The organism is Flavobacterium polysaccharolyticum (genome assembly GCF_038739875.1).
GTDB classification, from domain to species: Bacteria; Bacteroidota; Bacteroidia; order Flavobacteriales; family Flavobacteriaceae; genus Flavobacterium; species Flavobacterium polysaccharolyticum.
Genome location: NZ_JBCGDP010000042.1, coordinates 1 through 6824 on the forward strand (window position 1 = coordinate 1; position 6824 = coordinate 6824).

Here is a 6824-nt window from a genome sequence, read left to right on the forward strand (position 1 = left end):
TTAACAAGTTATTTGTGCTTAAAAATGTTTATTCTCGTCAATTTTTACTTAATAGCTTGTTAATCAGCTATTTATTTTTTTTAACTTTTTTTTGTTTTTATAAACCAAGCATTGAAATAGTTTATGTTGACAATCAAAAAATATTTGATGGTTTTGTAATGACAAAAGAGATGAAAAGGGCAGGGGAAAAAGAATTTAATTCCAGGAAATTGTTTTTGGATAAATTGTATTCCAATTTGCAATCTCCTACAATTTCTGGTTCTCAAAAAAAAGAGTTGATGCAACAATTCATTCAAGGTAAAGAAGAATTGGAAGAGTTCAATCAAACTTTTGCAGCAGAGCAATCCACTCAAATTTGGTCAAGAATAAAAAGTTATTCTATTGAGTTTTCTAAAGAAAAAAAGTATCAATTGATTATTGGATCTGATGCTAAACAAAATATTTTGTTTGCGGATGAAAATATTGATGTTACAAATGAACTTCTTAATTACATAAATAAAAAATATGAAGGGTTGTAGGACGTTAGGTTTTATTTTTGTAGTATTCCTTTGTGTTTCTTGTAAAAATGATTTAGAAAATAGTCAACAAAATTCAGTAATCAGAGATCGCTATTTTAATCTTGAAAAAATAGGATGGAAATCACGTTCCTATACTCAAGTGGTTGATGATATCGGTTTTACTGCAACCGAAGTTCCCATTCAATATTATTTATTAAAAGATTTAGGAAATCAAAATCTCAAGCAAGTAGATTCTCTCTACGAAGAAAATAAGAGAGAGCGTATTATAGAGTTTACTTTTCAACAAGAAGAGGAGAAAGATTTATTAGGTAAAGATTTTACGGGAATGGATTATACGGCATCTGTAAAATATATGTCTTTTGGTCTTGATAAAGATTTTTATGTGGTGACTTCACAAAAAGATACGATTCTTTGCTCAGGCGTGAATTTTGAGCGTAACTATAAGATTGCTCCATTTCAAAAAGTACTCTTATTCTTTTCAGGAATTGACCCCAATGATAAAATACAATTGATTTATAATGATTACCTTTTTAGAAAAGGGACATTAAAATTTAAATTTAAAGACACTTTTACTCCAATAGCCTTATGATTCAGCAAGTTAAAAAAAGTAAGTTTAAAAAAATTATTGCTATTTATTTAGCGATGATGATTCTCTTAGAAACGGTACAACCTATGCAGGTATATGCTTTGACAGGTGGACCATCTCAACCCGAATTTCAATCATTTACTCCCATAGGAACCTCTGATATGGTGGATTTGGCTAGTGGAGATTTCAACTATAATATTCCTATAATGGATGTAGGCGGATATCCTTTGAATTTAGCCTATAGTTCAGGAGTGACTATGGATCAAGAAGCATCATGGGTTGGATTAGGTTGGGATCTTAATGTAGGTCAAATTTCAAGACAACTAAGAGGCTTACCAGATGATTTTAATGGAGATGAAATGATCTATGAGAATAGTATGAAGCCTAATGTTACTATTGGAGCTAATGCGAGTGCTTTTTTAGCTGCCTTTGGTGTGAAAGAAGCAGGGAAAATAAGTGCTGGATTAGGCATTAAATACAACAACTACGATGGTTTTGGAGCTTCAGTAAATGGTGGGTTAACTTATGAGATATCCGATAATTTAAATGTAGGGAAGGTAGGGATGAATATTGAATCCTCTGCCTCTGAAGGAGTATCGGTATCTCCTAGTGCCTCTTTTTCTCATAAATTCACATCAAAATCAATAGGAGAATTTAATTTAGGTCTTAGTGCAGGTGTAAGTTATAATAGTAGAAAAGGTGTAGAGAGCTCAACAATGTCTTTTACAGCAAGCAAGAAAATAAAAAACGAATGGAATCCTGGAGGTAGACAAGGAGACGCAAGTATAGGACCAAGTGGATCTATTTCATTTATTGATGCCTCTTTTACTCCAACTAAAAGAGTTGGTATGGTATCTTCAAATTTCATGTTTAACTTAAATTTAGAAACGGAATTGTGGGGAATTGAGCCAGGAGCAAAATTTTCAGGTTATAGAACCAGCCAAGGGATTAAAGATTCTGAGAAAAATAAAATTGAGAAAGCGTATGGTTATGAAAATACGTATAGCGCTGGTAAATCTGATATTTTAGATTTTAATAGAGAAAAAGATAGAACATTTAATAAAAACACTACTTCTTTACCTATAACTAATAATACATATGATTTATATACTGTTCAAGGTCAGGGTGTTTCAGGGATGTTTCGTCCTTATAAGTCCCAAGTAGGATATGTTTATGATAATGAAACAACAGATGGAAGTACTGGAGGAAGTTTAGGTGTAGAGATTGGAGCTGGTGGAGGTTTTCACTGGGGATATGATGCAACAGTTACAATCGGTAAAAGTTATTCAAAGGTTTGGGAAAGTTCAAATCCCGCTTTAGAACGCTTTAAGGAGAAAAGAAAAAACAACAAACCGGATTACGAAAAAGTGTTTTTTAAAAATATAGGTGGATTTCACACAGACAAGGAATTAAGTTTATTTAATGTAGAATTAGGAAGCTATAAGCCAATAAATCTTGGTATAGTAGGGAAAGGGTTTAACGTAAAAACCAACACTAATTACTCTGCAAATACAGAAGTTATCCCTAATAAAGGTCATGTTGTTAGAAAAGAAAGATTGTCTAGAAATCAATCTATTGAAAAGTTGACAAAACTTGAAGCTAATAGATTTGGGATAACAAAACAGTTTAGTGCATTTGCTAAAGATGGACATACTGCCGAAATACGGATAACAAAAGAAGGAGGGGAACGCTACATTTATGGAAGAGCGGCTTATAATTCTGTAAAAAAAGAGGCTACGTTTGATGTAGGAAGTACTCCTGAGGTTAATTCAAAAAAGGGATTAGTTAAATATGCCTCGGGTAAAGATAATTCGTCTAAAAATAGTCAAAATGGTGATCAATATTTCAATAGGGTAACTACTCCGGCTTATGCCCATACTTATTTATTGTCTACAGTTTTATCCTCAGATTATCAGGATTTAAAAGATGATGGTCCAACTGATGATGATTTGGGTACATATACTAAGTTTGAATATGAAAATAAGACGAAGGATCATATTTATAAATGGAGAGTTCCTTTTGGTAAAGATTATGCTAATTATGACGAAGGGTTGCGTTCTAGTAAAAAAGACAATAAAGGAAATTACCTTTATGGTGAAAAAGAGCTGTTGTACATAAAAAAAATAGTGACTAAAACCCATGTCGCTATTTTTCATCTTTCCGAAAGAAATGATGGTTATGGCGTTGCTGATGAAAATGGAGGGATTGGACTAGATTCAAAAATGTATAAATTGGATAAAATTTCACTGTATTCAAAACCTGAATATTTGGCTAAAGGCGAAGAAGCTACTCCAATAAAAGAAGCTAATTTTGAATACAATTATAGCCTTTGTCAAGGGATTGATAATAATAGTAAAAGTGCCAGTGCCGATCCTAAAGATGTTGGACAGAAAGGTAAGCTAACACTAGCAAAAGTTTATTTTACCTACAAGAACTCTAATATGGGGAAATTTACACCATATGTTTTTAATTATGGATTCAATCCCGATTATGATATGAAAGCTTATGATGTTTGGGGAAATTACAAACCAGTAAGTGCAAATGTTAGTTTAAGGACAACAGCCGATTTATCAAATGCAGAATATCCTTTTGTAGATCAGAAAGACCAAGTGATAGCAGATCAATATGCTTCAGCTTGGTTGTTAAAATCAATTCGTTTGCCCTCAGGAGGACAAATGGAATTGAATTATGAATCGGATGATTACAGTAAGGTTCAGAATAAGAATGCCATGCAGATGTTCAAAGTTGTAGGAAGTGGAGATAAAAACGGACTCACTGCTGAGAATATTAGTAGTAGTGAAAAGAATATAAAAAAATTAGGGAATTATATCTATGTCGAATTAGACCACAAAATAGTTGATAACACACCTAATAGTAATCGTTCTGTCGCAGATATCTTCTATGATCAGTATTTAAGTACTATTGGAGATCAAAGTAATCCGCTTTATTTTCGATTTATGCTAAATATGGTGAATCCTAATCCTGCTCCAGGAATAAATGGTACCGATAAATACGATTATGTGACGGGCTATATGAAGATTAATAAAACAAAGAGTGATTATGTTTTTAATGTGATTAATGGAAAACAATATGTAGGTATTCCTCTTGAAAAAGTAGGACAAGGAGATGGATTTAAATCAGGAAGTGATACAAATCCTATTCAAAAGACAGGATGGAATTTTGGACGTAAATATTTGAATAGGTTGGTTTATAGCATGCATAATGAAGAGGATACCAACAACCTTAAGGGCGTTGTTATGGAATTGATTGGATGGATGCCTACTCTTTTAGATATTTTCAAAAGTCCTAATACTAAATTAAAACAAACAGGGATTGCCAGTCAGTTTGTTGCAGGAAAATCATGGATACGATTGATGCATCCTGATGGTAAGAAATTGGGAGGTGGTAGTAGAGTAAAAGATATTGCAATTCATGATCAATGGGATGTAATGACTGGAAATGAGAATAACAAGAATTACCAACAATTTTATGGTCAGAAATATTCATATACTACCGAAGATCAATATGGGAATATTGCTGGAAAATCATCTGGAGTAGCTACTTATGAGCCTTTAGGAAGTAAAGAAAACCCTTTTGTAAAGCCTTTTTATGATGTGAACAAACCAGATTTATTATTAGGACCTGATACTGATAATTATGTGGAAGAACCTTTTGGAGAATCGTTTTTTCCATCACCAAAAATCACTTATAGTAGGGTTACAGTAAGTAATCTTCCTAGAATGAATAATGATAATACTGAAAAACCTCTAATTGTAAAGAAACATGCTACTGGTTCAGTGGTTACGGAGTTTTATACTTCGAATGATTTTCCTACTATCGTAGATCGTACAGTACTATCTGGAGGTCATAAATCTTCAACGGCTCTTGCCAGCATATTAAATCTCAATGTTAGAAATCACATTACAATGTCTCAAGGGTATTCTATTCATACGAATGATATGGATGGGAAAATGAAAGCACAAAGAGTGTATGGGGAGGGCCAGAAAGAAGCTATTTCAGGAGTAGACTATAAGTATAACACAATTATTAAAAGTGAGGCTTCAAATGAAGGCTTGTTAAATAATACTGTTCAAACTATTGATAGCAAAGGCGCGATTTTACCAAAGTTAGTCGGTGTTGATTATGATGTGATAAACGATTTTCGTGAAAATAAATCTACGACTACAACAGCTGGAGTTCATCTTAATTTTGCAACTCTTTATTATGGTATATGGATCATTGTTATTCCTGTTCCCTTACCCACTTACTCAAAGCATGAGGATCAGATACGTACGGCAGTGACCACAAAGGTTATTCATACTTCAGGAATCCTTTCTGAAAAAATAGCTTACGATCTTGGTTCTAAAGTTTCTACCAAAAATCTAGCATGGGACGCTGATACTGGTGAGGTCTTGTTGACTCAAACGGTAAATGAGTATAACGACAGCTACTTTAATTTTAATTTTCCAGCTTATTGGAGTTATGATGGAATGAGTCAAGCAGCAAAGAATATTGGTTTAGAATGGAACATTGCCCAGGTAGCCGATAATAAATATCAATTTACAGGAGGAGAATATAAAGCCTCGGATTATTTAATTGATGGGGATGAAGTTTATTTAAATGGAACGGCAACTGATGGTAAAACCAAAAAAGCGCTCAAAGCCTGGGTGGTTAAAGTAAATGAAACTACATTTCAGTTATTAGACAAAGATGGGTTACTCATAAAAGGTAGCAATGTAAATAAAGGTAGTATAAAAGTAATTCGTTCAGGACATCGCAACATGCAAATGGCTTCTATGGCTAGCGTAACTTCTATGCGCAATCCTTTGTATGATTATGATGCTAATAATAAAATTACTTCGATCAGAGAAAATATAGGGGATAACCCGTTTTTTTCGAGCTCTGTAAGCAATCGAATTGTAAATGCTTCGGCAATAGAATACAATAACATTTGGCCATCGCAATGTGAATGTAATTTACCTAGAATGTTTTTTGGTACTGATGGTAAACCACAATTTGAATATGAAAAAGATAACAGTTTAGAGGATCAAGAGGATATTGAAAAACGCTCTTTTAATCCGTATGTATACAATGTCTTAGGGAATTGGAGAGCCAATAAATCCTATGCTTACCTAACAGGAAGAAACCATACCGTTGATCCAACACCACGTAAGACTGGATTTTTTACAAATTTCGCTCCTTTTTATGTGCTTACTAATGGTAAATGGGGAATCACGACAGACAATTATAAGCGATGGACGTTTGCTTCAGAAGTTACTCAATACAATCCTTACGGACAAGAGATAGAGAATAAAGATGCTCTAAAACGCTATTCATCTGCTTTGTATGGCTATACTAATCGTTTGCCTGTAGCTGTTGGTTCGAACACGAAGTATAGCGAATTAGCCTCTGATGGTTTTGAGGATTATGATGCTCTCGCTTGTGAGAAAGCTTCTCATTTTGACTTTAAAGCGCAGCTAAAAGTCAATGAAGTTAGTGTCTCTACAAAACAATCCCACACCGGAAGAAAAAGTTTAAAAGTAGAACCTAATAAAAAAGCAGTAGTAAAAAAACAAGTTGTTAGCTGTAGCACAGCAGGAGTAACTACCACAAAAAAGTAAGACCAAGATGAAATTAAAATATACATTAGTTTTTAGTATTATAAGCTTTTTTATTACCACGACTGGATTTGCGCAGGCGCTTAGTGATCAAGAGATTGG

General features: G+C 33.5%; 3 protein-coding genes. All 3 read left to right on the forward strand.

Annotated elements, in window-relative coordinates:
* Positions 1 to 14: 14 nt before the first annotated feature.
* The 3 genes from WFZ86_RS19870 to WFZ86_RS19880 are packed head-to-tail and all read left to right on the forward strand — an operon-like array spanning position 15 to position 6725.
* Positions 15 to 518, forward strand: coding sequence for an OmpH/Skp family outer membrane protein (locus tag WFZ86_RS19870; protein WP_342693572.1), 504 nt, complete (start codon positions 15 to 17; stop codon positions 516 to 518).
* A complete protein-coding gene (locus WFZ86_RS19875; RefSeq protein ID WP_342693573.1) occupies positions 505 to 1107 on the forward strand; it encodes a hypothetical protein in 603 nt (200 codons plus the stop codon). The genes WFZ86_RS19870 and WFZ86_RS19875 overlap by 14 nt, the downstream gene beginning before the upstream one ends.
* Positions 1104 to 6725, forward strand: coding sequence for a hypothetical protein (locus WFZ86_RS19880; RefSeq protein WP_342693574.1), 5622 nt, complete (start codon positions 1104 to 1106; stop codon positions 6723 to 6725). The genes WFZ86_RS19875 and WFZ86_RS19880 overlap by 4 nt, the downstream gene beginning before the upstream one ends.
* Positions 6726 to 6824: the final 99 nt, after the last annotated feature.